The 23,119-nt window shown below is 54.3% G+C and carries 19 protein-coding genes and 1 pseudogene; 11 read left to right on the top strand and 9 right to left on the bottom strand.

The genetic code is table 11. The features are described from left to right. Positions 1–25: 25 nt before the first annotated feature. Positions 26–676, bottom strand: coding sequence for a CAP domain-containing protein (locus tag JMJ16_RS32470; protein ID WP_201388345.1), 651 nt, complete (start codon positions 674–676; stop codon positions 26–28). Between the two features lie 594 nt (positions 677–1,270). Here JMJ16_RS32470 and JMJ16_RS32465 point away from each other — a divergent pair. Beyond that, positions 1,271–2,890 (top strand): peptide ABC transporter substrate-binding protein, encoded by a 1,620-nt coding sequence (locus JMJ16_RS32465; RefSeq protein ID WP_201388343.1) that lies wholly within the window; start codon positions 1,271–1,273, stop codon positions 2,888–2,890. A 63-nt stretch (positions 2,891–2,953) separates the two neighbouring features. On the opposite strand, the gene JMJ16_RS32460 is transcribed toward JMJ16_RS32465, so the two are convergent. After that, entirely contained in the window at positions 2,954–4,309 is a 1,356-nt protein-coding gene (locus JMJ16_RS32460; protein WP_201388341.1) for an RNA-guided endonuclease TnpB family protein, read from the bottom strand. Between the two features lie 343 nt (positions 4,310–4,652). Here JMJ16_RS32460 and JMJ16_RS32455 point away from each other — a divergent pair, with 343 nt between their 5' ends. After that, positions 4,653–6,317 (top strand): IS1182 family transposase, encoded by a 1,665-nt coding sequence (locus JMJ16_RS32455; protein ID WP_201381424.1) that lies wholly within the window; start codon positions 4,653–4,655, stop codon positions 6,315–6,317. 26 nt (positions 6,318–6,343) lie between these two features. On the opposite strand, the gene JMJ16_RS32450 is transcribed toward JMJ16_RS32455, so the two are convergent. The 6 genes from JMJ16_RS32450 to JMJ16_RS32425 form a co-directional block, all read right to left on the bottom strand. Next, positions 6,344–7,534, bottom strand: coding sequence for a hypothetical protein (locus JMJ16_RS32450; protein ID WP_236601765.1), 1,191 nt, complete (start codon positions 7,532–7,534; stop codon positions 6,344–6,346). A gap of 121 nt (positions 7,535–7,655) precedes the next feature. Then, entirely contained in the window at positions 7,656–8,375 is a 720-nt protein-coding gene (locus tag JMJ16_RS32445) for a glycine/sarcosine/betaine reductase selenoprotein B family protein (RefSeq protein WP_201388337.1), read from the bottom strand. A gap of 25 nt (positions 8,376–8,400) precedes the next feature. Beyond that, positions 8,401–9,474: a Gfo/Idh/MocA family protein gene (locus JMJ16_RS32440; RefSeq protein WP_201372210.1), complete on the bottom strand. Its 1,074-nt coding sequence runs from the start codon at positions 9,472–9,474 to the stop codon at positions 8,401–8,403. A gap of 76 nt (positions 9,475–9,550) precedes the next feature. Next, positions 9,551–10,372, bottom strand: a complete 822-nt coding sequence (locus JMJ16_RS32435; RefSeq protein ID WP_201388335.1) for a sugar phosphate isomerase/epimerase — start codon at positions 10,370–10,372, stop codon at positions 9,551–9,553. Positions 10,373–10,568: 196 nt separating this feature from the next. Beyond that, positions 10,569–13,325 carry an alpha-L-rhamnosidase gene (locus JMJ16_RS32430; RefSeq protein ID WP_201388333.1) on the bottom strand — a complete coding sequence of 919 codons (2,757 nt, stop codon included), beginning with the start codon at positions 13,323–13,325 and terminating at the stop codon, positions 10,569–10,571. Positions 13,326–13,581: 256 nt separating this feature from the next. Further along, the gene (locus JMJ16_RS32425; RefSeq protein WP_007904316.1) at positions 13,582–13,818 is read right to left on the bottom strand and encodes a hypothetical protein; all 237 of its coding nucleotides are present in this window, start codon (positions 13,816–13,818) and stop codon (positions 13,582–13,584) included. A gap of 277 nt (positions 13,819–14,095) precedes the next feature. On the opposite strand from JMJ16_RS32425, the gene JMJ16_RS32420 reads away from it, so the two are divergent. The 8 genes and pseudogenes from JMJ16_RS32420 to ptsP all read left to right on the top strand — a co-directional run bounded on the left by JMJ16_RS32420 (position 14,096) and on the right by ptsP (position 21,708). After that, complete coding sequence (locus JMJ16_RS32420; protein ID WP_201388331.1) at positions 14,096–14,944, top strand: hypothetical protein; 849 nt, start codon at positions 14,096–14,098, stop codon at positions 14,942–14,944. Between the two features lie 77 nt (positions 14,945–15,021). Continuing rightward, on the top strand, positions 15,022–15,225 hold the full coding sequence (locus JMJ16_RS32415; protein WP_201388329.1) for a hypothetical protein: 204 nt from the start codon (positions 15,022–15,024) through the stop codon (positions 15,223–15,225). Positions 15,226–15,631: 406 nt separating this feature from the next. Then, on the top strand, positions 15,632–16,540 hold the full coding sequence (locus tag JMJ16_RS32410; RefSeq protein ID WP_201388327.1) for a MerR family transcriptional regulator: 909 nt from the start codon (positions 15,632–15,634) through the stop codon (positions 16,538–16,540). A 362-nt stretch (positions 16,541–16,902) separates the two neighbouring features. Further along, a pseudogene (gene nagE, locus JMJ16_RS57365) lies at positions 16,903–18,479 on the top strand (N-acetylglucosamine-specific PTS transporter subunit IIBC). A gap of 99 nt (positions 18,480–18,578) precedes the next feature. Continuing rightward, on the top strand, positions 18,579–19,031 hold the full coding sequence (locus tag JMJ16_RS32400; protein ID WP_201388325.1) for a PTS glucose transporter subunit IIA: 453 nt from the start codon (positions 18,579–18,581) through the stop codon (positions 19,029–19,031). Positions 19,032–19,205: 174 nt separating this feature from the next. Next, positions 19,206–19,610, top strand: a complete 405-nt coding sequence (locus tag JMJ16_RS32395) for a PTS sugar transporter subunit IIA (RefSeq protein ID WP_201378254.1) — start codon at positions 19,206–19,208, stop codon at positions 19,608–19,610. Between the two features lie 97 nt (positions 19,611–19,707). Then, on the top strand, positions 19,708–19,989 hold the full coding sequence (locus JMJ16_RS32390) for an HPr family phosphocarrier protein (protein WP_201372201.1): 282 nt from the start codon (positions 19,708–19,710) through the stop codon (positions 19,987–19,989). Between the two features lie 6 nt (positions 19,990–19,995). Next, positions 19,996–21,708, top strand: coding sequence for a phosphoenolpyruvate--protein phosphotransferase (gene ptsP / locus JMJ16_RS32385; protein WP_201388323.1), 1,713 nt, complete (start codon positions 19,996–19,998; stop codon positions 21,706–21,708). 171 nt (positions 21,709–21,879) lie between these two features. On the opposite strand, the gene JMJ16_RS32380 is transcribed toward ptsP, so the two are convergent. Next, positions 21,880–22,299: a response regulator gene (locus tag JMJ16_RS32380; RefSeq protein ID WP_201388321.1), complete on the bottom strand. Its 420-nt coding sequence runs from the start codon at positions 22,297–22,299 to the stop codon at positions 21,880–21,882. Positions 22,300–22,624: 325 nt separating this feature from the next. On the opposite strand from JMJ16_RS32380, the gene JMJ16_RS32375 reads away from it, so the two are divergent. Then, entirely contained in the window at positions 22,625–23,083 is a 459-nt protein-coding gene (locus JMJ16_RS32375; RefSeq protein ID WP_201378264.1) for a hypothetical protein, read from the top strand. Positions 23,084–23,119: the final 36 nt, after the last annotated feature.

Genomic DNA, 23,119 nt, shown 5'->3' with positions numbered 1-23,119 from the left:
GAACGAGAACAAAGTCCTCATACAGCTAATTCGCGAAATCCTCGGTTAACCAGAGCGTATTGTGTGCATCGACAAAGATACTAATCCCAATATGATGAAAAGTGCTACTCAACAAATTACGACGATGCCCATCATTAGGAGGGGTCTCATTCATCATACTCCGATGAAGGCCTAAAGCCATGCTCCACTGCGCATTGTAGGAAGGGGCAGGACCACCTGTACCAATATTTTCGCCACAGGCATTCCAGTTGACTCCCGCATTCGTTTCGCGCGTCCCCAGACTACTCTCGCCTGGACACTGGTGCGAGAGCCCACACTCTCCTGCCATGACCTGGGTATGTCGAGACGCACTCACCACAAGCGTGGACGTCCAGGTAAGCGCTGGCAGACCTTGAGCGGCTCTATCCTGGTTCACCAGCGCAAAGAGCTGCTGCGCTAACTGCTGATCCGTGCTCGAAACGGGAGGGGTACCACCGCCATTGCCTCCACCACTGCTTCCACCAGTATTCCCACCATTTGCTCCTCCCTGGGTAGGGACCTGCGTAGGTTGTGGTGTTGGCGTTGGTTGAACTGATTTTTTCGGCGTTGGCGTCACGAGAGGACGCTCCGCCACCTCTGTCCCCATTTGCTTCTGCGTAGAGGTTGATGTCGCCGACGCGCTTTTCTTACCGGGCATAGCCGCAGAACCTGAAGATGCGCCACAGGCAACCAGAAATATACACACAGCTAGCACTGATAAAATACACAAGCGTTTTTTCACAGCAAAGCGCCTCCATTCATACAAATCCATTCTTCTATCTACCATAACATAGACAATTGCCGACACAGTAAGCATTTGCGAATTTCTGGTACTTCCTGCATACTTCTGATCCGAAAACCCTGAGTGCGAAGCGCTAGGCACGCCAGTGACGTTGGGTTTCGGAAGAAGATCATAGTCAGAACTAAAGAAAAACATGCCTCCACAATTCGACCTGACTTTTTACCATAGAGTTGTCTGATATGGAGAAAGCCTGGTAGCAAGCCGATACATAAATGAGATGCCCGCCAATATATGCATTCTAGCAAGCAATAGAGTATTATTATAGAGAACTATCTTCTTAAAGAGGAGATAGCCTCATCTACCCAGAAGTCATATACAACCCGGAGCGGTTTTTCTGACAAGTTCATGAAAATAATATCGAAGTTGATAACTATATTTTGTGCAGAGAGAATAGCCCGGGCCAGCGTGACTCATCCCTCTACATCTGAACCATAGAAAGTGAGACTGTGTATGCAGTATACACAGAAACAGCGCACACACCTGCTGCCCTTTTTACTCTTGAGCAGCCTGGCAATCCTCCTCCTGACCGCCTGCGGAGGAGGCACACAGCAGAACAATCAATCCACAAACAACCAGGTCCTGCGCTTCCCCAACGTTGGAACCAATGACATTGGCAAGCTTGATCCCGCCAGCGGCTCTGACTCTAACTCTAACCTGGCCATCAACATGCTTTTCACAGGCCTGGTAAAGGCGGATCAGAACCTGAGCGCTCAACCAGACCAGGCCACCTGGGATATCTCGAAGGATAACAAGGTCTACACCTTCCATCTCAAGAAGGGCATCACCTTCTCTGATGGCACGCCCGTTACGGCGCAGACCTATGTCTATACCTGGACCCGCGCCCTGCTCCCCGAGGTCAAGTCTCCCATTGCGCCCGTGTTGGAGGAGGCCATTGTCGGAGCAAAAGATGTCAATAGTGGCAAGACTACAACGCTAGAGGGAGTGAAGGCGCTCGATGACCAGACGCTCCAGGTCACGTTGGAACGTCCCACCGCCTACTTCCTCCAACTACTAACCGTTAACCTCTTTTATCCGCTCAATCAGAAGCTCATCGAGAAATATGGGCAGGTCGACTGGGCACAGCACGTGGCGGGACAGGGTGTAGGAACTGGCCCCTTCATCGTCCAGTCCTGGCAACACGGAGTCAAAATGGATCTGGTGCCAAACCCCAACTACTATGGCGCCAAACCAAAGCTGAAGAAGGTCGAAATGTTCTTTGTCAAAGAACCAGAGACCGCCTATAAAGCGTATCAGGCCAAACAATACGACTTTACCTGGGGCATTACCCCACACGACCAGGAGACGGCGAAAAACCTGCCTGGTTTCATTCGCAAGCCTATCCTGCAAAGCAATCTGCTCTTCTTTGACAATAAGACCGCGCCTTTCAACAAGTCGGCCGTTCGCCAAGCCTTTGCCGCGGCTATAAATAAAAACCTTCTGGCGACAAACATCTTTAAAGATTCTGTTACACCTGCTAGCACAATCATCCCGCCGGGCCAGCCCGGCGCCCAGCCAGATTATGCTGGTATCTCATATAACATGACCAGGGCCAAACAGCTCCTCCAGTCGGTCTACCCAGATGTCAGTAAGATGCCGCCCGTGACGTTTTCGTATCCTGGTTCACAGTTTCCCCAGGATGCGGCAACGGCCTTGCAGGCAATGTGGCAGTCCGCCCTTGGTGTGCAGGTCAAGCTCAATCCGATGGAACTGACCTCGTATAATAGCGAGACCTCCAAACACACGGTCCAGTTTGGCTTTACCCAGTGGGGCGTCTACTTCCCCGATCCCTATGAATGGCTGGACCTGAGCCTGCTCTCCACCTCGGCCAATAACAATGGCGATTGGAGCAATCCTAAGTTCGATAGCCTGGTGGCACAGGCCGAACAGAAATCAGGCCAGGAGCGCCTGGATCTCTATGCCCAGGCCGAGCGAGTCGCTATCGATGATGTGGGCTGGCTCCCGCTCTCGCATCAGACACTGGCGGGCATCATCCCCGCTAATCTCCATGGCGTCGTTCTCAATGGTGGCGGACTCTACTTCGGCGACTGGTCCAACGTCTACCTCTCGTGAAGTACCCCACGCCTAAAGGCGGGGGCTTCGACAGTGGTTGGCACCCTCCTTGGAGGGAACCGATCACTGTGGGGCGCTTCCCGCCCCGACCACCTTCCTGGTGGATTTGCGTTTCTTGCGTTCACGAATGGGTCCGTGCAGCTCATAGCGGCGCACGATGTTGATCGCGGCATTCTCATCGCGATCAAGCTCTGCCCCACACGTGGGGCAGGAGTGCCATCGCACCGAGAGGTCTTTAGGGACCAGGACCCCGCAGCCACTACACAGCTGACTCGTGTGCTGGGGCGCCACCTTCACCACTATGCCACCAGCTTCTTCCGCTTTGTAGGCACACAGTGTGATGAAACGGCCCCAGGCCGCGTCCAGGATACTCTTGTTGAGGCCACCCTTGGCCGCCGCTCCATTGGGCAGATAGTGCGTCACCGCCGAGGCTTGCGCTCCACTGTTGCTTCCCTGGGGAGGTGCAGGGGCTTGCGCAGGTTTGGGCTTGGGCCGTGCCGTCATATTGGGAATCTCTAACGCCTCAAACACTAGGGTACCATACTGCTCAACCAGCCGGCGCGATGTCTTGTGCAGGAAGTCCTGCCGACGGTGGTGTACCTTGCGATAGAGTCGCGTCAAGGCACGCTTGGCTCGGGCACGTCGATGACTGCCCCGTTTGTGCCGAGAGAGCCTGCGATGGGCCTCCTTGATCTGTTGCTCAGTCGAACGAGAGATGCGTGGATTGGCAATCTGCTCGCCTGTGGAGAGCGTGGCATAGGAGGTGATGCCCACATCCACGCCCACTGTCCTGGTGGAGGGATGCACCGGCGTGACAGCAATGGCCTGCTCCGCGCTGAAGTACGCATACCAGTGGTCGCCATCGTGTTTGATGGTACAGGCTTTGATGGTGCCTTTGATGGGTCGGTGCATCACCATCTTGAGATGCCCGATCTTTGAGAGCTTCAACCGACAGGTTTTCTTCTTTGTGGTGCCATGGGACGTGAGGGCGCCGATGATCTCGAAGCCACTCTGCGGATAGGTGAAGGAGCGATAGCGAGCGTTGGATTTATAGCGTGGATAGCCTGGGGTTTGCCCCTCATCAACGCGCCGAAAGAAGGCCTTCATGGCTTTATCGAGGCGTCTGAGCACATCCTGTTGCACCTGAGAATAGATTTCCTGATACTCGGGTCGCTCCTCTTTGATCTGAGGCAATTGCTCAGCCTGCATACCATAGCAGACCGAGACGCCTGCCATTTTGTAGGCGGCGGTGCGTTCTTCCAGACACGCATTGTAGAGCTCTTTACAGCGCCGAAGCGTCCAGAGAAGGGTGCCTTCTTGCTTGCGGGTGGGATACACACGATAGACATAGGCTTTGACGCGCACCGGTAACAGTGTCTTATCTGGTTGTGATCCCGGAGTCTCCTTCGCATCTTCCATGTCTCCCCTCCTCTCACGGCATTTCTGCCCACTTCGGTGCTGAGACCTTATTACAGGTGTAGAACAGGATTTCAAGAAGCAGTATACAGAAGCCTCGCGTTTCTGTCAAGTCGGTGCATTCCTGCGCCACCCAAAGCCACTCCCACAAGGAACGGCCCTTGTATCCCCATGGCTCAAGCCAGGGGTTTTACGGGCCGGATTGATAAAGCAACAATGTATAAAAAATTTCCAGGGGGCAGGCCTGGTAGCTCCCCACTAAGATATTGTTGGCGAATTAATTTGAGGCGAAATGTGAGATACTGAAGAAGCAAGAAAAAACAAGCATTCAGGAGGGAGGGAACCCATGACACTACAGCCACAAGCGATACCGCCAGTCCCAGAAGAAACTGTAGAGATAGCACAAGCCATTTTGCCGAAAGGCAACATCTGTATTCATATGCGAGATGCATTAGGAACGTTTTTTCGCGATGAAGATTTCCTTGACTTATTTTCCAACAAAGGACAGCCTGCAATATCGGCCTGGCGTCTCGCACTGGTGATGGTAATGCAATATGCAGAAGGGTTAACGGATCGGCAGGCAGCAGACGCAGTGAAAACGCGCATTGATTGGAAATACGCCTTGAGCTTAGAAATCAAGGATCCAGGATTTGATTTTTCCGTGTTAAGTGAATTTCGTGGTCGCCTCCTTGCCAATCAAGCGGAACGCCGTTTGTTTGATCTGATGTTGTCTCAGTTCCGAGAACGAGGCTGGGTCAAAGCACGAGGCAAACAACGGACAGATTCAACGCATATTCTGGCGGCTATTCGAGCTGTCAACCGTCTGGAATGTGTTGGAGAAACCATGCGCCATGTCCTCAATATCCTGGCAGAAGTAGCTCCCGATTGGCTTCTTGAGCGTGTTCAACCTGAATGGGAAAAACGATATCGATCACGCTTTAGCGACTTTCGTTTACCAAAGGACGAGAAAGCGCGTCAAGAGCTCTCAGAGCAGATTGGAGCTGACGGCCGAAGGCTCCTGGAGAGCATCTGGGGCAGCACAACCCATGCCTGGTTACAAGAACTCCCAGCCGTAGAGATTCTGCGAAGGATTTGGATCCAGCAGTATCACGCATGTGAGCAGGGAACACCTTGGAGAAAAGATCAGGAGCTTCCCCCGGCAGCGCTCTTGATCCAATCGCCATATGATGTGGAGGCGCGATACAGCAAGAAGAAGCAGACAGGATGGGTTGGCTACAAAGTGCATTTTACCGAAGGATGTGACGCTGATCAGCCTCATTTTGTGCTCGAAGTTACCACGACAGCATCCACGCTCCCAGATGGAGACGTCATGGAAAATCTTCATGAACGCTTGGCTGGCAACCAACTTCTCCCCGGCCAGCACCTGGTCGATAAAGGCTATGTGGACGCCGAACTGCTTGCTACGAGTCAGCATCGCCATCAGGTTGATCTGGTTGGGCCGGTTCTTCCTGATACCAGTTGGGCCTCAAAAGAAGCTGGGCGCTTTGATCATAGCCACTTCCACATTGATTGGAAGGCCAAACAGGTCCTGTGTCCGGCTGGGCAGACAAGCCGAGATTGGGGACATATCCCTGATCGACATGGAAAGCCAAGTCTGCGTATCCGGTTTCCCCTTCCCCTTTGTCGGGTTTGCACACTTCATGAGAAGTGTTCGTCAACCGCAGCCAAAGTACTCATTTTGCGACCAGATGAAGCCAGCTATGTGGCACTTCAGCAGGCTCGAAAACGTCAGGAAACCGCTGAATTTCGAGCCCTGTATGCAGCGCGAGCAGGCATTGAAGGAACCGTTGCTCAAAGTGTACGGACCTGTGAGATACGCAGATCCCGATACATTGGCGTGAAAAAGCTCAATCTCCAGGCGTTTCTAACAGCGACCTCCATCAACATGCTTCGGGCTTGTCATTGGATTGCAGAAGCGAAGCTGGCAACCACGCCAACTTCTCGTTTTGCAGAGCTGCTCGCTTCTGTCAAGCAAGTAGCTGTTGCGTAGCTTCTGCTCATTCGCCAACAATATCACTAACCGGTGGTTGAGCACAAGGCCCCCTTGCGCAGCCGAACGAGGGCTCGATTTGACGGCTGCTTCATTGTTGGAACAGACGGCTGAGCGTCTTTCCTTCGTCGTCCTCGTCGCTTGGGCTCAACCCATGCAGGAGGCGCGACTTGGTAGTGCAAGAGCTCACTCACACTCCAGAGGTGATCGGTCAACCCAGCTGCCATCGCCGGCGTCACGACTCTGCCCTCGTGCGTCGGCTTGGAAATCTCGTGGTGCTCCCAGCAGAAATTGTAGGTGGTGCCAAGCAGGTACATTCCCGTCTCCAACGGACGTAGGCGGTGAGCGCCCTGACGACATTTGCGCGTCAAGGTGGCAAACCGCTGACGCATGGTGGCATTCAAGCGTTCAATGAAGGCGGTGTTGAGCACGTTGCCTCCTCTCGACTGCTGCAAGAGCCTCTCGGCTTCCTCTTGTGAGCCATGTGACATGGTGCGTGTGACCTCGACGACGCGTTTCTTCTGCGTTCGCTTGATGACGGTCCCAATATGCAACTCTGGCCAGAGGCACAAGCGAGCGCGTCCTCGTCCCGGTGTTTCTTTGACCTTTTCACGAAAGGCTCGCTTGATACTGCCTGGGTACGCCGACCAGCCGTCGGTCAAGACCAGCAGCGCTTTCAGGGACTGCCCACAGCGTCGTACCTGTTGCAAGAGCCGATCAGCCAGAGCCCGATCACGGGTGAGTGAGACGGTCCCGGCCAGCCACAGGCGCGTCTTGACCATCATCGCTAGACCCATCCACGCCACCATGTTGGAACCTTTGACACGAATCTCATCCGCCTGCACGTGTTGCAGATCCAGCTGTGCCGTTTCTACAACATCCTGATGCACGCGTTGGCAATGCATTCCGGCCCGATCTCGCCAGCTGGCCACGGTTCGTTCATCCAGGCCAAAGGCATGAACAATGGCTTGAAGGGGACATCCGTACGAGAGCAGCGTCACCACGATGACGACCAGCTCAGTTGGCTTACGCAGCCCCTCCAACATGGTTCCCTTTCGAGCACTGAAGGTCTTACGGCAACGCGTACAGCGATAGCGCTGCCGCTTGCGGTCATGAATGACGATGGTACCTGCCCCGATTTGCCCTCTTGCGCAACACGTCGAATTGGGGCAGAATTGTTTCGACGGCTCCATTGAGGGAAATATGGTCTTTTGCATATCCATATCTTGTCAATGGAGCCTGATGTTTGCAAGTCTCTCCCACTTTCACCAGTTAATGAAGTCCTACCGCAGGCCTGCCCCCTGGAAATTTTTTATACATTGTTGCTTTATAACCGGCTTATGCTTCCTGCAGGTCAATAGGCTGCCACTGACTGCTATCATACGCGGGATACTCGAGCTCCCAGAAGCGACCTGGCTCCTCGCGCGCTTCCAGACGGCGTAGGGCATCCAACAAAACCTGACGTTGCAGGTCCCGCTGACCAGGCCCTCCCAGGCTATTGCCAAGCTTAAAATGCTGTGGGGCCAGGACACGCGGAGGACCAGCCTGCTTCGTCTGATCTGGCGCGACGCTGATAAAGACGGTGGGTAGGCCCGTCATCTCTATCTCACGCGCTAACGCCGCCGCCACGCGATGACAGAGTGGGCAGCCAGCAGTGAGCACAACAGCGTCGGCCTTTGAGCGAGAAATAAGCTTCGCCATCTCTGGCGCCACGCGCTCATACAGGTCACGAAAGTTCTGAGTATAGCCCATAAAGCCAAGATGTTTATCGTTGACGCCCCCAATGATCCCCTCAGCAGCCAGTTCGCGTAAACGATCAATAGGGAACACACAATTAATATCTTGGTCCGCGTCCTGGTGATCATAATGGCTATGAGTCACCATGAGCTGGTTCGCGCTGACATCGCCAGGAAGAAGGCGCCAGGTGTTGTCCCCATCCACATTGTAGAGTTCTTGCTCGCGCAGGTGCACGCCCGCAGTACTCACCAGCGCAATAACGCTATCTGCTAGCTCGCGCGAACGTGGAGTATAGGGAATACACCGTTTGGACATTGGCATCCGCCAGGTCTCCTTCTTATGTAAACTAGCGCGCCCAGTCCATGGGGGCAGGCGGCGCAAACTCCGAAGCGATGGCAACTGGGTGACCTTCACCAAAGGAGGTTTGAATGGCACAGAGGATATCGACGACATGGGCGGCCTGGGCCCCGGTGATGCGCGCAGGCCGGTCCTCCTCAATAGCCTCGGCCAGTTCAACAACACCACGCGCCCACTCGGTTCCCTGGAATGACTCTTTCACATAAGGTACCGGCTGGTAGCTACCCCCAAACTCGGTGAACTCGACCTTCCCTGAGAAATTTTGCCAGTCATTCAGGAAGCAGGAACCCTTATCGCCGTGGAACTCGATGCCTTTCTGAGGACTATGATGGCCGACATAAAAATTGGTCGTCAGGCGAGCAACTGCGCCCGAGGCAAATTCGATGGCCGCCACCGCAAAGTCAGGCGTACTAATATGGAAAGGCACATTCTCCTTCGTCACCCGATCTGGATAGAGCACCTTGCCAAAAGCGGTCACTTGCCGCGCCGGACCAAAGATCGAAGTCAGGATCGTGAGTGGATACACGCCTACGTCGAAGAGCGCACCCACCTCGTAGAAGGGACCCGGCGCCGGGTGCCAGGACTCAATACGCCCCCAATTAACCTCGGCATACGCCAGACGTACCGTTCCCAGGGCTCCTTCGCGAATAAGCTTCCAAGCAGTCTGCTGCGCCTCTCCGAGAATCGTCATCGGCGCACAGCTTAGACGTTTGCCCTGCTGCTCAGCCAGCTTGACCAATTCCCAGGCATCCTGCCCATCCAGCGCCAGGGGCTTCTCGCTATAGACGTGCTTTCCAGCAAGCAGACACTTGCGGATCACTTCGACATGGGCATGGTGAATGGTCAAATTGACTACCAGGTCCACATCTTCATCCGCCAGTAGCTCATCTAACGAGGCGTAGACCTGGCCACCATAGGTCGAGACATAGGCTTCCGCACGCGTGAGATCCACATCAGTCGCACCCAATAATTGAATATGAGAATAAGGCTCCAGGGTTTTGGCATAGGCGCCAGCAATATTTCCACAACCAACGACAGCTATACGAAACGGCTTTTTCTCCATAGTGTTTATTCCTTTTTAAATCGAGAGGAAAGGTAGGCACACTTCCCTTTGCCTACCCAGTTCAGTCCATAGCCAACTACGCTTGTGTGAGCCACTTCAATAGCATTTCACGCATGGCGATGCAATCTTCGGTCGGGTCAAATTGCTCTGGCTCGTGTTCGATACTGTAGATCCCCTGGTAGCCCAGGCGCTCCAGCGTCTCTACACACTTGGGGATATCAACGCAGCCCTGACCATAGCGGCAGGTGTCGTGAGCACCAGGCGCTAGCACATCTTTGAGATGCACATAGATAAGATGAGGATAGAGCTCCTCAAAGGCGCGTACGGCATCATAGCCATTAGTGGCGTACCAGCCGGTATCAACCGCGGTTCCGATAAAGCCATCTCCGCCATCACCAATGAGGTCGAGCATATCCTGAGCGGTCTTCTCCGCCGGATGATTCTCGATCCCTAAACGGACGCCATACTGCTTGAGAATGGCAACCGTCAAGGCACGATCATCGGCCAGCAAACCAGTCGAGCCGCCAAGAATTGAGACATCCAGGTTCCGCGCCAGGCTGCAAGCAGCCTCAAACTCGCGCCTAGTCGCGCCAAAGTATCCCGCCAGGCTGACGATGCGAACATCATAACGCTGGAGCAGATCACGCGCGATGGTGACATGCTCAGGGGTAGCCCACGACCAGTTTAACTGGGCCATCCAGAGATCCATCAGCGAAAAGCCCATCCCTCGAATAGCGAGTAGTAAGGCTTCGAAACGCTGCGCGAAGGTCTCAATGGGCCGGAAATAAGCATTGGTGGAGCTATCGCCCTCGCCCCAACCCTGCGTCATATGATAGCCAACCTGCTGAGCGACATAGTTGGCTCCCATAAACGATATACGCTTCTGTGGGTCTTCCATAACATCTCCTCTCTTCGCTTTAAACCACTGTGCTATACGTTGTAGTATGCCACAATACGCCTCTTCAGGAAAAGAAATTCAGGCTAATGCGCCCGCTTGTGCCAGTGCAAGGCCTGCTGTGTTGCCTATAAGAGCGTCACGCTGAGCGCCTCATTCTCCCTTGCCAGAGTATTGCTGCCACAATGTCGCTTTCTATCTACATACTAACCGTGAACTGGTAATGACCTGCTTGCACTGTGTAGACAGCAGCATGCTCCTCGCGTCGTACAAAGGTAATACCCTCTTCCCGAAGCGCCTGGACCTCCTGGCCATTGATGAGCGCTCCTGGAGCGGCTGGAACATAGACCGTTGCTGTGGTATTGGGCGGTAGCTCAATCTGCCAGGTAAAGGTTGACTCCTCATAGGCCCAGGCGCTTACGATGCGGCCATGAATCGAATCATAGACGGCGCGCAGGCGTTGCAAAGAGGGGTCCGGGAAGGGGCGCAATATACTCTGCTTGAAGGCGGGCTCAGGCATCTCCTGGGTTTCAATACCCGCCGCATAGCGATAGAGCCACTCGCCCACCGAACCAAAGGAGTAATGGTTGAACGAATTCATCAGCGGGGTCTGAAAGCCCTTTTCAGCCGTCCAGCCATCCCAACGCTCCCAGATGGTGGTCGCGCCATGCCGAATAGAGTAGCCCCAGGAGGGAAAAGTGTCCTTAAGCAGGAGTTGGTAGGCAACATCAACGCGCCCATTCTCGGTCAACGCTGGCAGGAGATGCGCAACGCCTACAAAGCCAGTCGAGAGATGGCCGCCTCGACGCTGGATATCCTCAACCAGGTGTTGTGTGGCTATAGGGCGCAGAGCCTCGGGCATAAGACCGAAGCGCAGAGCCAGAACATAGCCAGTCTGCGTTTCGCCCGCGACCCGCCCGCTTGGCGTGATATGCGAGGTCTGGAACGCAGTCTGGATGCGCGCAAAGAGTTTATCGTAACGCATTGCGTCGTCTTCGCGCCCCAGGACACGTGCGATCTTTGCCAGGAGAGCGGCACTGTGCGCAAAAAAGGCATCGGCAATGACGTCCTTTGGTGTCTCAGCCTCGATAGAAAGCCAGTCACCAAAGTCCCATTGCCCCTCACCCCCGCCATTGCGTCGTTTGCGCCAGCGCCCATCGGGATTGGCCTCGACCAGGAACTCCAGCCAGCGCGTCATCGACGTGTACTGGCGTGCAAGCAGGCGAGTATCGCCATAGGCCAGGTACAGCGTCCAGGGAACGATAATGCCGGCATCTGACCAGGCCGGAGCGCCAGCCTTGGGATCAATGATGCTGGGGACGATATTCGGCAGCCAGCCCTCGGGAGATTGGGCATCCGCCACATCGCTCAGCCACCTGGTAAAGAACGCGGCCACATCTGCATTATAGGTCGCGGTCCGCGCGAAGATCTGGGCATCACCCATCCAGCCCAGGCGCTCATCGCGCTGGGGACAATCCGTTGGGACCTCTAAAAAGTTGCCGCGTTGCCCCCACTCGATATTATGCACAAGCTGATTAAGCATAGCGTTTGAACTCAGGAGGGAACCTGTTGGCGGCGTCGGGGTCTGTACAACAATACCAGTAATATGCTCATTGGTGAGTTGACCGGGATAGCCCGTAACCTCGACATAGCGGAAGCCGTGGAAGGTAAAATGTGGCTCATACACCTCTTCACCCTCGCCTTTGAGTGTGTAGAGATCCGTCGCTCGCGCCGTGCGCAGGTTCTCGATATAGAGCGTCCCATCAGCTTGCAGCATCTCGCCGAAACGCAGTTGCACCGTTGTCCCGGCTGGCCCCGTCACGCGTAGCCGCATCCAGCCAACCATGTTCTGCCCCAGATCGACAAGATAGGTGCCGGGTTGTAGTTCGCGAATCTGCTGCGGCGTTAACTCAGCTACCTTCTGGACACCCGGTCCATACTGTGCCACGAGTAAGGTCGCATCCAGAGGCTGAATAGTGACTGCTTGCCAGTGCGCCTCATCAAAGCCAGCCTGGTCCCATCCAGGCTGCTCCAGGCGTGCATCATAGGCCTCGCCCATCAACATATCTGAGTACTGCAAGGCCCCGGTCGCCGTTTTCCAGGATTCGTCTGAGGCAACGACTTCACGCGAGCCATCACTATACTCCAGTTCAAGCTGCACCAGGGCTTGCACCGACTGACCATAAAAATTGCGTTGGCCTAGCCAGCTCATGACCCCACGATACCAGCCATCCCCCAGAATAACGCCTAGGGCGTTCTCGCCCGGCACAAGGAGCGAAGTCACATCATAGGTCTGGTACTGTAAGCGCTGATGATAGTCGGTCCAACCAGGGCGGAAATAGTCATCACCAACACGCTGCCCATTGAGCGAGAGGAGATAGAGGCCGCGCGCAGTCGCATAGAGGCGCGCCTGTTTGAGTCCGGCGCCAACCCGAAACTCCTTGCGCACCAGCGGACAGGGGCGAGCCTTCTCGTCAAATTCAGCCTGGATGTGGTGCCAGCGCTCAATCTCTTCCGCCAGCACCCCTGACTGCTGTGCAAGGTGTGGAGAAAAATGGGTAGCAGCTTGCTCTGGCTCTGGTACAACCATCCATTGACCACGCCAATCATCACGCTGCAATAGGCCCATCTCCCACCATGCAGGCTCGCTATAATCACTTACCTGGCCCTGCTCATCCCAGATACGCACCTGCCACCAGACCCGTTGTCGTGATTGGAGAGAGAGGCCTGCATATGCAATATGGGTTGAATGCTCCGAAAGCACCTTGCCGCTATCCCAGAGCAACGAGGTTCGCTTCGCTAATGCCTCGGGGCTAGACGCAACAAGAATTTGATAGGCGCTCTGGCGAGTCCCACGTTGGGAGGCCTCCAGACGCCAGTAGAAACGGGGATACACACAATCGATACCGAGTGGATTCTGGGCATATTCACAGCGCAGCGCAGCAATCCTGGTCATCCTTAACCCCTCTTTCAAGCATTGAGTTTTTTCGGCCAACACATTATGGCCAATACATTAATTTCGTAATTAACGAAAGTGTAACTGCGAGAAAAATATTTGTCAATTTAAAGTTGAGAAAGAATGGATTGGAACCCTGCTGTTCTCCTTTTTCTTGTAATAAAAGAGGGAAGCCCCCTATACAGCTAAAACTTATAGGATTCAGCTTCCCTCTCTACTTGGCTATAAGCAATATCAAAATAGTATCTGTGTTTGCTTAAGCGTCGCGGTCACGCATGTCCTGCGCGCCCGCCTTGCGCGCGCAGTGGGCGCAGCAATACATCGAGCCATGCGTCTCTACTCCATGCCCCACAATCCGGCAGCCACAGTGCTGACAGGTAGGCGCTAGAGCTGCGATGGCGCACTCAAAGCTATCAAACACATGCCTCTTTCCGGACATGTTAACCTCAAAGGCCTTGTCATACTCATTGCCACATTGTTCACATTGCGACATAACTATTTCACTCCTTTTTCCTTGCATGGTGCTCTTTCCCATTGCCATTATAGCGAGCAGAAAAAGCTAAAGATTAGGTAAGCCAGAAAGAAAGGCTTCTTTCTATATGCCACTCTATCGCTCTCATTCTTGAGTTCTCTTTTGCAAATGCGTGTTTGCTTCGCCAGGGGTACGTTGGGTGTAGAAACAAAAAGAGAGCGCGGGCCAACTGGCCACTCGCTTCCTTTTTACGGAACATATTTCCTGCCAGATACAGTATTCAGGAGAAAAAGATACTATGATGTTTTCACACATTGCCCTGGTGTCGGAGATCGATGCCATTAGCATGCCAGAACTGACTCGCGTCGCCGCGGCACTCCAAAAGCAGGTAACCCGCGATTTTGCCCCCATCTGGAATATCTATGGAACCGTTGATGCCTTCAGCCGCCTGGAGGATGTGCCCCTGGGTTACTGGCCCATCATCGTTCGCGCCAATGTTCCTGATCACGCGCTCGGCTTCCACCTCGATGAGCAGGGTCAGCCCTACGCACTCGTCCAGTACTCCAATAGCTGGTCACTCAGCGCCAGTCATGAGTGCCTGGAGATGCTGGCCGATCCTTATGGGAATCGCCTGGTTGCCGGCCCCTCTTTGAAGAGAGAGCATGGTCGCGTTCAGTACCTCCTTGGCATCTGCGATCCCTGTCAGGGCGCGGAACTGGCCTACACCGTCAATGACATCCTCGTCTCCGACTTCTGCACACCTCACTACTATGAGCCTGTGCGCGCAAACGGCGAGCGCTATAGCTACACCGGCGCCATTACTGAACCCCGTCAGGTACTCCCCGGTGGCTATATCACCTGGTTCAACGCCAATGATGGACACTACTGGCAGTTCCGCCAGCTTGGCGTCGATGGTGGCTATGTTGATCTGGGTACATCACCCGTACAGCAGCGCTTCAGCCTGCGCGAAAACTATGATCGCCTGACTCCACGCACCCCGATTGCGCGTGGTCTTCCTAACGATAGCCGCCAACTTCAGGCTGCTCGCGAAGCTGCCTGGTTCACCGGTGAGAAGACGGCTCTCTACGCGCAAAAACTTCATTACACGATTGATCGTGTGGTGCAAGAGGCCTACGCTCGCGTTTAGCCAGCACTGGCCCGTAACGGGTTCACTGAGAGAGACTTTTTTCTTACCGTTGTCAGTCAGCATAAGGAGCATCTACTATGTGCGTTAGCTGTGGTTGCGGCAAAGTGAATGACAATCATGGTGATAGCCGCAATATCACCCAAAGCGATATTATCACTGCTGCTCAAGCGGCCGGCATCACTCCCGAGCAGGCCGCACAAAACCTGATGGACACCTGTCAGCAGTTGACATCGGGTTCCCAGAAACAGTCCCCGCGCAACACCAACACACGTGAGCGCTAAATCTCGCTCCTAGAGCTGCTTCAAGCAAGACTCTAGGCGCGAGACAGAGCCAGGAGAGAGAAAGCATATCCTCTCTCCTGGCTCTTTTTTGACTTGACTCCTCGCGCCTGCGGCGCTAGTTGTGTAGTAGGTAGTGTGGCATGCTCTCGTAGCCTGAGGCTACGAGAGCATGCCACACTACCTACTACACGATAGTTCGCTTACTATTTTTCTGCTACATTTCTCTCTACACGATAGTTCGCTTACTATTTTTCTGCTACATTTCTCTCAAGAGAAAAATTCGTCTGAAGAAGACTTGACTTTCACGTCACGGTAAAGTTTATGCTTAGTAATAACTTCAGCAAGAACGCGATGACGAGTTCTACCTATCCCTGGAGATTCTGCAAGAGAAAGAGGAACGCAAGCCTTGTTCAAAATTAGCGATTTCTCAAAGTTGAGTCAGGTGTCCATGCGCACACTTCGCTACTATGATGAAATTGGGCTGCTCAAACCAGTACAGGTCGATCCCACAACGGGGTATCGCTACTACTCGATTGACCAATTACCCCGTCTGAACCGTATTTTGGCCTTTAAAGACCTGGGATTTGAGCTCTCGCAAATCGTCCAGCTCCTGGACGAAGAGGTTCCTCCTGCGCAAATACGTGGCATGCTCCGACTCAAACAAATCGAACTCCAGCAACGTGTCCAGGCAGAACAAGAACGGCTGGCACGTGTCGAATCTCGTCTCAAACAGATTGAGATGGATGATGCGAAACCTACTCACGAAGTGGCCATCAAAAAGATTAAACCTCAAATCGTCGCTTCAAGCCGAAAGGTTGTGGCAAATAGCACACAACGACATCAACTTGCGAACGAGATGCTTGACTTTCTTCAACGCCAGGGCGTAAAGCAGGTCGATCATCTTCTCTATATCGAACAAGATGGTGGCTATCACGAAGATGATACCAGTGGCATTGAGATCGCTGTTCCCGTGCATAGTTCCTCCGTTGGCAACATTGTGGAGCAGAGCGGTGGAAAAATCACGGTACGCGAGCTTCCGGGAGTCAATACCATGGCAACACTCCTCCATCACGGCAGTCCCGATACCATGATGGAGGCCTACCAGGCATTGGGCATGTGGCTCCAGGTCAATGACTACACCATTACCGGCCATTGCCGCAAGGTCTGTCTGCAACGCGAAGGGGATTTTGAGTCTTATATCACTGAGATTCAATTTCCCGTTGAGAAGCGCGATAGTAGCAATACCAGCAAATCGTCCTTCTTTTTCGGTCAACAGACACGCCAGGGCCATGGAGCTGGTACACCCAAGGGTTGAGCTCTTTCCCTGTCACTCAACCCGAGCAAGAGGTTCTGATAGCACATTTTGTTCGTTTTTCACGCGCATGTGGCCAATAAGAAAAGTCTATGCCAATGGAGCACCATAGACGCAAAAGGAGGTGAATCCACAAAGACAACGTTCGTCCTTTCGATACAATGTTTGTATCACAACAGCACTCGTTTTCTCATTTTTCGACTTCAATCTTATTCCGAAACCCAACGCCACGTATGTGTCTAGCGCTTCGCGCTCAGGGTGTTCGGATCAGAGGTTCACGCGCAATGGAATGCGTAGAGAAAGGTCCCCTTCATACAAGCGACTTTTCATTACGCCAGACTCGCAAGGAAAGAGGAGCACAACACATGAGTATTGGCAATTCAGCTGTCTCCACATCCTCTCAATCGAGCGGATGGGACCGTATTTTAGGCGGCGCACAAAGTATTGGCCGCTCGCTTATGCTACCTATCGCCGTTCTGCCAGCCGCCGCCCTGCTGCTGCGCTTTGGACAGGACGACTTCGTACAATTACCCTGGATGGTGGCTATCGGGAGCCATGTCTTTGGTCCCTGGCTGGCGGCAGCAGGCAATGCGGTCTTCAGCAACCTACCAATAATTTTTGCTATCGGCATCGCCATCGGTCTTGCTGGTGGTGAGGGCGCAGCCGCTCTCGCAGGCCTGGTAGGCTTCCTGGTCTTTACTGCAGTCTTCAATACCGTTATCCCTCAGGTCGATGGCAAGCCCGATCCCAGCATTAATATGGGCGTCCTCTCTGGTATTATGGTTGGACTCATCACAGCCGGGCTGTATAAACGTTTCCATGATATCCGTCTCCCTGATTACCTGGCATTCTTCGGCGGACGTCGCTTTGTCCCCATCATTACCGCCTTCACAATGCTTATTCTGGGTATTGTCCTGGGCTATATCTGGCCCCCTATCCAGCAGGGCATCAATAGTGTGGGCCTGGGCATCGTCTCCCTTGGTCCTATCGGCACTGGTATTTATGGCTTTTTGAACCGTTTGCTGATCCCCGTTGGTCTGCATCACGTGCTGAACTCGTATGTCTGGTTCCAGCTCGGCACATACAATGGTGCGACTGGCGTGGTTCATGGAGATCTGAACCGCTACTTCGCGGGCGATCCCACCGCCGGTAACTTCATGGCTGGCTTCTTCCCCATGATGATGTTCGGTCTACCAGGCGCCTGTCTGGCCATGATTCGCCAGGCGAAATACCCGAAGGTCGCGGCTGGTATCCTGCTCTCCGCCGCTTTCGCCTCGTTCCTGACCGGTATCACAGAGCCTATCGAGTTCGCGTTCCTGTTTGTCGCGCCAGTTCTCTTCGTCATCCATGCCTTGCTCACAGGAACCGCGCTAGCCATCTGTACCCTGCTCAACATTAAAATCGGCTTCGGTTTCTCAGCTGGCTTTATCGACTATGCCCTGAATTTTAACAAGTCGAATACGACCAACCCGCTGTTACTCTTGCTCATCGGTCTCATCTACGGCGTCGTCTACTACTTTGTCTTTAGCTTCTGCATCAAGCGCTTCAACCTGGGGACACCTGGACGCGGCGAAGAATCCACCGGCCTGAGCGCGGACTGGATTCTCCCGAGAGCCAGCGCGGCCCCAAACCAGGCACTGTTGCCGCCGCAACGGCGACCACGGCTGAGGAAGACAAAGATACAGTCCTGGCGCGCAACGTCGTTGATGCCCTGGGTGGCAAAGAGAACATCCAGAGCGTTGAGGGGTGCATCACACGCCTGCGCCTCTTCATCAACGAGCCTGATTCGATTGACGAGCCTCGCTTGAAGAGCCTTGGCGCCTCTGGGGTTGTCAAACGCGGTAAAGTTGTACAGGTAGTGATGGGAACCCAGTCGGATCGCATCGCTGCTCGTATGGGCCGCATTATTAAAGAGAAGACCACTGTCGAAGAAAATGCTTAACGCCTGATGCCGTATGAGTAGCCGGTCATTGTATAGACTGGCTACTCATACGGCTAGCATACCTGGTTTTTTACATTTTACCTGGATGGAAGGAACATAATGGCACGCATTCCCATTTTAGCACCCATTGATGGCACAGCCGTCGCCCTGGAAACCGTTCCCGATGAAGTCTTCGCGCAGAAGATGGCCGGAGACGGCGTCGCCATCGCGCCAGAAGGTGCGGTCGCGGTCGCACCCGTGAGCGGCGACCTGATCAAGCTCTTCCCGGGCGGCCATGCCTTTGGTATCGCCACTCCCGAAGGAGTGGAACTGATCGTCCACATTGGCCTGGACACAATTGAATTGGGCGGTGAGGGCTTTGAGAATATCGCCACCGAGGGGCAGCACGTTGAGGCTGGAACGCCGATTGTACGCTTCAATCGGGCTACCATCGAGCGCCTGGGCAAATCCGTCATCAGCCCCGTCGTCTCTTCGGGTGCGGGAACAGTCACACAGCATACCCAGGGGCCTGTTAAAGCTGGGCAAGATGTGCTTTTTGTCCTGGAAGTCTAGATTAGTATTCTATTCCTGGCTATTCGTTCAACGTTCACTACCTTCTTAGACGGAAACCAACGCCACTCTCGTGGCTAGCGCTCACGCGCTCAGGTTTCCGAAGAGGCAGTACCTTGAGACACCTACACGACCACACCTGGTGTCTCCTTGCTTGCATCAAAGAGAGGGAAACACTTGATTGGGATTGTCCTTGTGTCGCATGGCACACTGGCGGAAGGTCTCAAAAATGCAGCGGAGATGATTATTGGTCCTCAGGAGCGACTGATCGCGATTGGCATGCCTCCTCAGGCGGATCTTGCCACGTTGCGTCATGAAATAGAGGCCGCGCTCCTGCAAGTTGGAGACCAGGGAGGAGCACTCGTCCTTGTAGATATTCTCGGCGGGAGTCCGGCCAATATCGGGCTGCACCTGGCCAAGAGCGACACAGAGGTCATTTGTGGCACCAATCTACCTATGCTCCTGGAGATGCTTACCCAGCGCGAGAATTCGACGCTGCAAGAGTTAGCCAGCCTTGCGGTTCAAACCGCACGCGAAGGGGTCATTCGCCTCAGTGGTCAGCCTGCTGACGAAGACGAATAAGCCCACCTTCACAACCGTTCTTCAGAAAGGTAACAGGAGCAACCCAAAACGTTACCCCCATCTTTGAGAGTAGAGCATACCGGAAAGGGAGATACCTTTGGCTACATCACAGGAAGTTATCATTCAACATGAAGTTGGGCTGCATGCACGCCCAGCGGCCCTCTTTGCCAAAAGGGCCGCACAATACGCCTCGGCCATCTCTATTGAGAATATAACCAAGGGGAGTCAGCCGGTCAATGCGAAGAGCATGCTCCGCCTTCTTTCGGCCAGCATTCAGATGAATGACCAGTTGCGTATTACCGCTGAGGGCGATGATGAACAGGCCGCCGTCAAAGCGCTTTGCGAACTGATCAAGCAAAACTTTCAGGAGACGGAGTAGATAGGCATGCCCACCACCACCTTGCGAGGCGTCGGAGCCTCTCCTGGTATCGCCATCGGACACCTTCATCACTATGCGGAGGCGACCCTGAATGTCGCCCACAGCACAAGCACCGATCCCGCGAGAGAAAAAGCGCGCCTGGAGGAGGCCCTTGCTCAGGCCAGGCAAGAAATTCAGGCGCTCGCAACGCAGGCGCAGCACAACGTTGGCGCAGGCGAGGCCGCTATTTTTGAAGCTCACGAAATGTTTCTCGACGATCCAGAACTACTTGACCAGGTAGACAGTATGCTACAGCAACAACAGGTAAGCGCTGCCTACGCCTGGCAAGAGAGCATGCAACAGGCCGTCGCCGAATTACGGGCCATTGATGATGAATATCTCGCCGCCCGCGCTACGGACTTGCAAGATGTTGCCCAACGTGTCTTGCGGATCTTACAAGGTGTCGAGGAGCAGAAACTGGCGCTCTCCGAGCCCGCGATCATTGTCGCTCAGGATCTCACGCCCTCCCAGACTATTCAATTTGAAAACGAGAAGATACGCGCCTTCTGTATCGCCGAAGGTGGTCCAACCTCCCACGTGGCCATTCTGGCGAAAGCGCTTGGCATTCCAGCCATCACCGGGCTTGGGAAGGCCATTGAAAACCTCCATGATGGGCAACGGGCCATTGTGAATGGGGCGAGTGGAGAAATTATCCTCGATCCAGATAAAGTCACCCTTGCAACCTACCAGCAAGAAATCCAGGCCCTGACCCAGGCGCGCCAGGATGCATTCCAGGATGCGCACCAGCCCGCAACAACGCGCGATGGGCACACGATAGAGGTCGTCGCGAACATTGGCACGCCGGAGCAGGTTGCCGAAGCCCTGCGCCAGGGAGCCGATGGTGTCGGTCTTCTGCGCACAGAATTTCTCTTCATGGAGCGTGAGGCCGCCCCCGACGAGGACGAGCAATACGCGATCTATCGCTCCATTCTCCAGGCGATGGATCAACGCCCCGTTGTCGTGCGTACATTTGATATCGGCGGCGACAAACCCGCCACATACCTGCACATGAGCAAAGAGATGAACCCATTTCTAGGCATCCGTGGTGCACGCCTGGCCCTGGAACATAACGACCTCCTGCAAGCGCAACTCCGCGCGCTGCTCAGAGCTGGTGAGGGCCACAATCTCAAAATCATGTTCCCCATGGTAAGCAGCCTGGAAGAGGTCGCGGCCCTGCGAGCACAGGTCCAGCAGGCTCAGGCCACTCTCAGTGCGCAAAACACCCGGTACGCGCAACAGGTTGAAATCGGCATCATGATTGAAGTGCCTGCGGCCGCCGTGATGGCTGATGTCATTGCACCACATGTCGATTTCTTTAGCATTGGCACCAACGATCTCACTCAATATGTGATGGCAGCCGACCGCACCAACTCCGCCGTGGCTCACCTCGCTGATGCCCTCCATCCAGCGGTCTTGCGCTTCATCCGCATGGTTATCGACGCCGCCCATACGCATGGGAAATGGGTTGGCCTCTGTGGCGAGCTGGCTGGAAATCCCCTGGCGGCAGTGGTTCTCCTTGGCCTGGGACTGGACGAGTTTAGCATGACAGCCAGCTTTGTCCCGCTCGTCAAACAACGTCTACGCCAGTTAGATACAGAGCAGGCTCGCGCCATCGCGCTTCACACCCTCGGCCTGCCTAACGCCCAGGCGGTGCATGCCTACCTGGAGTCTCTTGCCTGAGCGATGCGACTGCTCGCCATTACGTGGCTCGCCCGGGTAAAGAGGTTGGTGGCGGGCTCTGCCCGCCACCAACCTCTTTACCCGGGCGAAGGACCATAGGTGTCTACATTCCTTCTACCCGGGTGAAGAACCACTGGTGTTGAAGAGGAGATGTATGATGCTCACCCATCCCTACTTGGTAGCGGAAGGCAACACATTAATGACTGCCGAAGTTAGATCCTTAAAGGTGAAAGGCTTCTCAATCACACTGGCATGAGGAGCAATCGTCAGGGCCAGTTCAACTTCGGAGAGCGCAGCCGCGGTGCAAAAGATCAACGGGAGGCGTTGTGTGAGGGGATGCGCCTGTAAGCGGCGTAGCACATCTAAACCATCAACATCTGGCAGATGCAGATCAAGAATCAGTACATCGACCGGCAAAATGGGAGGCTGCAAGGAAGTGGCTTGGGAAGAGATCTCTGTTGGGGGGAGTAACGCTTGCAGACATTCGAGAGCATGGTCATAGATCGTCACCTGATGACCTGCATATTGCAGCATGGTTGCACACAGGCGTGCTATGCGTACATTATCTTCCAGCAAACCTACTTGGGCCATAACACCGCAACTTTCACCGAAACTCCGTTCTGGAGGCCCATCTCCGTTCACGGGATGGCAGGAACGCGCCTAGAGGTGAGACGCTGTCGTCTATACACCTCACACGCCTCTTACCTCTAGGGGCAAAGGCGCCTGGCTGCTTGCTCTGATATTCTCTCTTGATTGTAAATTCAAATGCGCTTTCTGTCAAGAAAACCCGCTTCCCCTCGCAAAGCCTTATCAGGCTCCCCTATCAGTAGCAGGTCCTCCACTCTCGACGCTCATATCAATATGCTGTACAATCTTAGTCGATAGACCACTCTTATCTCAGAGAGAAGAAGTACGCATGAGCGATAATGAAGTAGTCAAAAAGTACCCCATCAGTGCCGTACGCTATGGCATGGGCAAAGAAATACAGCTCTATAAGGATGAACTGGTCGTTACCTCGCTAGAGGAAGGCCATGAAATACGCCTACCCCTGGAGGAGCTCAAGCGCCTGATTCTGACGCCCGGTGATCCAACCCCCTCCAAGCTGGTTCTTATGGCCGACCTGACGGATGGAGAGACCATTATTTTAGCGGAGGGCATGAGTAATGCCAAAGATTTTCGCGCCTTCCTCCCTCACCTGCAAGAGCTACATCCCGACCTGGAGCTAGATCCACCTGACATGGGTGAGCAGTTGCGTCAGGCCCTCAATACCAAGCGTGCCTGGTCACTCACCTGCTATGGCTCGATTGTTCTGATCTGCGTCCTCCTCTATCTCCTCTATCTCGCCGTTGCCTTCCTGGGCACACATCATCCGTAGAGGGCGCAACGCCCTCTCACACCTCATCTTCTTTGC

The sequence above is a fragment of the Ktedonobacter sp. SOSP1-52 genome (assembly GCF_016587395.1).
The sequence above is the reverse complement of the archived record's forward strand: the minus strand, read 5'-3'. Positions and strand labels throughout refer to the sequence as shown.